Below are 4,220 nucleotides of genomic sequence, written 5' to 3' on the forward strand. Positions count from 1 at the left end.
GAACGGGGCAAAGCCTGCCCCCGAAACCAATCTTTCCTGTGATCCCACCAAGCCCCTGTCATGCTGGGGCTTTTTGCGTTCAACATCACCTCATCGACAAGATCCTGTCGCCGGCGCAAAGCATTCCGCTCCGCTCGCGATGAACGCTCGTCGGCCAGAAGACCATAACCTCAAGCCCGAAGGCGCGTTCGAGCGACGCTTGATCGCACAGTCCAGCGCGCTATCCGAAAAAACGAACGCGGATAAGCCTGGCAACCAAATCAAATACATAAAAGCCCGCCTCGTGCGGGCTTTGGTGTTTTCGGTTTCGTCAGCGGCACTCTATACAGATAAGGAATGCGTCAAAAAGCATTGCTTTATATATGTCTGCGGATTTCATGGTGTAGCCGAGGTCATGCGGCGGTTGTTTGAAGTCTTAACAGATGTAAATGGCGCGCGCGCAATGACGATACTCAGTTTCGATTGCTTATCATCACGTTGAAAATCAAGTCATGCAGATTCCGTACTGATAATGACCGAATCTCCGAAACTTATGTTTGATGAATAATTAACATTGTTTGGCTATTTTTAGTATTGGTGATTGGCGGAGGATCCGGGCATGGCATTGATTCAGCATAAGATTATCGTTGCAAGCGTGGCGATTTTCGCTTTGGCCGGGGGCGCCACGGGCGTCGGGCTGTGGTCGGCGACAACCTTGGCGCAGAACAATGCCGAGGTTGCCCGTTCATCACAGGTGCTTCGTAACCACATGCAAGCGGACATGATGCACGACGCGCTTCGCGCAGACGTGCTGGCGTCGCTGCTGGCGGTCAATCCCGCGGCGGGAATAGGCGCCGATGCAGTGAAAGCAGATCTGGCGGAACATGAGACGTCGTTCCACGACATGATCGCCGCGAACAAAAAACTGGCAACCGATAAGACCACGCAGGATGTCCTGGCGAAGATCGAAGCGCCGCTTCTTACCTATATCGATAGCGCCACGAAGATGGTTGATCTTGCCGCGAAGGATCAAACGGCCGCTCTGAAATCGCTGCCCGACTTCATGAACCAGTTTTCCGCTCTCGAATCGGCCATGGAACAGGCCGGAGAACAGATAAGCTCGGTGTCGGAAGCGACTGCCAAACGCAGCGCAGATATGCAGGTGCTTGTCGATACGCTCATGAAGGCTCTTCTGGCTTTGGCCGCGCTATTTTCTTTCAGCCTCTATTGGCTGACGCGCAGGACCGTCACCAAACCGATCCTTATGCTGTCCAATGATATGCAGGCACTGGCAGACGGTAACACCGATATCGCCTGTTCGGCTATCGGTCGCTCCGATGAGATCGGCACTATGGGATCGGCCGTCGAAATCTTCCGCCAGGCGGCAATCGCCAACCGGAAACTCGAGCAGGACGCCGAGGCAGCCAGAACGCAAGCCGAAGCCGACCGGATCGCCGCCAGAAGGCAGGCGGACGAAGAGGCAGCGGAGCGACTTCGCGCCGCGACCTCCGGTCTCGCAGCCGGGTTGAAGCGGCTTGCTGGTGGCGACCTTGCATTCCAGCTCCAAGAACCGTTCTCGCCGGACTTCGAAGCGCTTCGGCAGGACTTTAACAGTTCGGTCAAGCAGCTCGGAGACGCGCTCGGTGCGATCTCGACCGGTATCGCGGCGATCGATGACGGCACGCGGGAGATTTCTTCAGCGGCCAACGATCTTTCCAAGCGCACCGAACAGCAGGCGGCTTCGCTTGAGGAAACGGCAGCGGCCCTTGATCAGATCACCGCCAACGTGTCGAACTCGAGCAGCCGCACCGAGGAGGCCCGCACCGCGGCGACGCAAGCCAATCGCAGTGCCGCAAAATCCGCCGAAGTCGTATCGCATGCCGAGGAAGCGATGCGTCGTATTGAAGCGTCTTCGCAGCAGATTTCCAGCATCATCGGCGTGATCGACGAGATTGCTTTCCAGACCAACCTTCTGGCGCTGAACGCCGGGGTCGAGGCTGCGCGTGCCGGGGAAGCAGGCAAGGGTTTTGCAGTTGTCGCCCAGGAAGTGCGTGAGCTGGCACAGCGTTCGGCACAGGCGGCCAAGGAGATCAAGGGGCTGATCCAGAAGTCGTCTTCGGAGGTTGAAAGCGGCGTCAAGCTCGTCATGGACACCGGCGCGTCGTTGAAGACGATCGGCGAGCAGATCGCAGAGATCAACCAGCATATGAACGCGATTGCGACATCCGCAAAGGAGCAGTCCACCGGACTTGCCGAAGTGAACACCGCCGTTAATTCGATGGACCAAACGACACAGCAGAACGCGGCCATGGTTGAGCAATCGACCGCGGCCTCGGCGAGCCTCGCCATGGAGGCGGCCAAGCTTCGCGATCTGGTGTCCCAATTCAAACTGCAGGCCATGGCCTCGGCACAATCATCCGCGCTTCGGCAGACGGCACGCGCCTTGGCTGCACCAGCCTGGCAGGACAGCGGTACCTCCATGCCTCGACCAAGGCGGGTTGCCGTCAGCGGGAACGGGTCGTCGGCCGCAGCCAATATCCAAAACGAATGGGAAGAGTTTTGAGAAGGACGGGTCAAGGTAGCAGACGATAGTCTCAGCCTCCGCCGCTTCGCGGGCAAAGGAGAGGTCGTCTTATCATGAGGCCGCCGCCTATTGCTCCGGAGCCAGAACGCAGCATTGTTCCGGCATCGGAACGAGCACGGCCTCGTTTCCTGCAGCCATCGGTTCCGTCAAAGCCCCATTGGCGACGATATCGCCGGCGGGTGTCGTGCATTGATATTGATAGGCACGGCCGAGATAGGTTCTTGTTCCCAGCACCGCAGGAAGGCCCGCGCCATCGCGCCGAACTGCAAGGCCATCGGCGCGGCAGGCGAGGAGGAAGTTGTCGGGGATCTCTCCGTAATCGTTCTGCGAGAGCGTGATCCTGGCGCCGCCCTTGGCTTCTGCGACCACGGAGGTGCCCTCGCGTTCAACAACTCGCATCGCCAGTAGGTTCTCGAAGCCGACGAAGCGAGCGACGAAGGCGTTGGCCGGTTTCTGATAGAGCACTTCCGGTGTATCGAGCTGCATGATACGGCCGGCATTCATGATGGCGACGCGGTCCGAGATCGAGAAGGCCTCTTCCTGGTCATGCGTCACGTAGAGCGATGTCGTGCCGTTGGCGCGTTGCAGCTGGCGGATCTCGACGCGCATGTCGATCCTGAGCTTGGCGTCGAGATTGGAAAGCGGTTCGTCAAACATCAGCAGCGGCGGCTCGATGACAAGGGCGCGGGCAAGCGCCACGCGCTGCTTCTGCCCGCCGGAAAGGGCCGAAGGAAGCCGGTCGCCAAAGCCGGACAGCCCGACGCGCTCCAGCATTTCCCCCGCCTTCTTCGAACGTGCCGCTGAGGCGATGCCCCGCTGCTTCAGGCCGAAGGCGACGTTGTCGAGGACGGTCAGATGCGGGAAGAGCGCGTAGTTCTGAAACACCAGCCCGATATTGCGGGCATGCGCCGGAAGCCGCGTCAGGTCCTGATCGCCGAGACGGATCGTGCCACTCGTCGGCTGCAGGAAACCGGCGACCAAGCGCAGCGTTGTCGTCTTGCCGCAGCCGCTGGAGCCGAGCAGCGAGACGAGTTCGCCGGCGGCGATGGACAGCGACAGGTCCTGCAACACGGCGGTATTGCCGTAATGGGCGGTGATGGCTTCGATGGAAAGCGATACGGTCACGTGCGGCTACTTTGTCAGGAAGGTGAGGCCCAGCGTCGCTTCGACGATCGCCATGACGCCGACGGTGACCAGCATGAGAAGCACGGACACCGAGGCGATCGTCGGATCGAAGAACTGTTCCATATGGGCAAGGATCTGGATGGGAAGTGTGGATATGCCCGGTCCGGTCAGGAAGACCGAAACGGAGACGTCATTGATTGAGGTGATGAAGGCGAGAATGAAGGCGGCGATGACGCCGGCGCGTATATTCGGCAGCACGACCGTCATGAACGTCTTCACCGGCGGGCAGCCGAGGCTGATCGCCGCTTCCTCGATGGAAAAATCGAAGCTGGCGAGGCTGGCGCTCACCACTCGCACGGAATAGGGCAGGACGAGCAGGGCGTGCCCGATCAACAGGCTTGCGAAGATCGGCAGGTCGAGGCCGATGGTGATTGATTTCATCAGCGAGAAGCCGAAGACGATCTCGGGCACCAGGATCGGCAGGATGAAGAGCGTCGAAAGCCAGCTTGGCAGCTCCAGCCGGTATCGGCTG

4 protein-coding genes are annotated in these 4,220 nt (G+C 59.6%); 2 read left to right on the forward strand and 2 right to left on the reverse strand.

Features of this window, described 5'->3' with window-relative positions; genetic code table 11:
• Both PMI03_RS31780 and PMI03_RS16425 read left to right on the forward strand, forming a co-directional pair.
• Positions 1-481 (forward strand): hypothetical protein (locus PMI03_RS31780; RefSeq protein WP_309574399.1); only part of this gene is annotated, 481 nt, incomplete at its 5' end.
• Between the two features lie 117 nt (positions 482-598).
• Positions 599-2,542, forward strand: coding sequence for a methyl-accepting chemotaxis protein (locus tag PMI03_RS16425; RefSeq protein WP_007695267.1), 1,944 nt, complete (start codon positions 599-601; stop codon positions 2,540-2,542).
• A gap of 87 nt (positions 2,543-2,629) precedes the next feature.
• Here PMI03_RS16425 and PMI03_RS16430 read toward each other — a convergent pair whose 3' ends face one another.
• Together PMI03_RS16430 and PMI03_RS16435 are read right to left on the reverse strand one after the other, a co-directional pair.
• On the reverse strand, positions 2,630-3,688 hold the full coding sequence (locus PMI03_RS16430; protein ID WP_007695269.1) for an ABC transporter ATP-binding protein: 1,059 nt from the start codon (positions 3,686-3,688) through the stop codon (positions 2,630-2,632).
• 6 nt (positions 3,689-3,694) lie between these two features.
• Positions 3,695-4,220: ABC transporter permease (locus PMI03_RS16435; protein ID WP_007695271.1), on the reverse strand; the 526-nt coding region annotated here is incomplete at its 5' end.

The sequence above is a fragment of the Rhizobium sp. AP16 genome (genome assembly GCF_000281735.1).
Classification (GTDB): domain Bacteria; phylum Pseudomonadota; class Alphaproteobacteria; order Rhizobiales; family Rhizobiaceae; genus Rhizobium; species Rhizobium rhizogenes.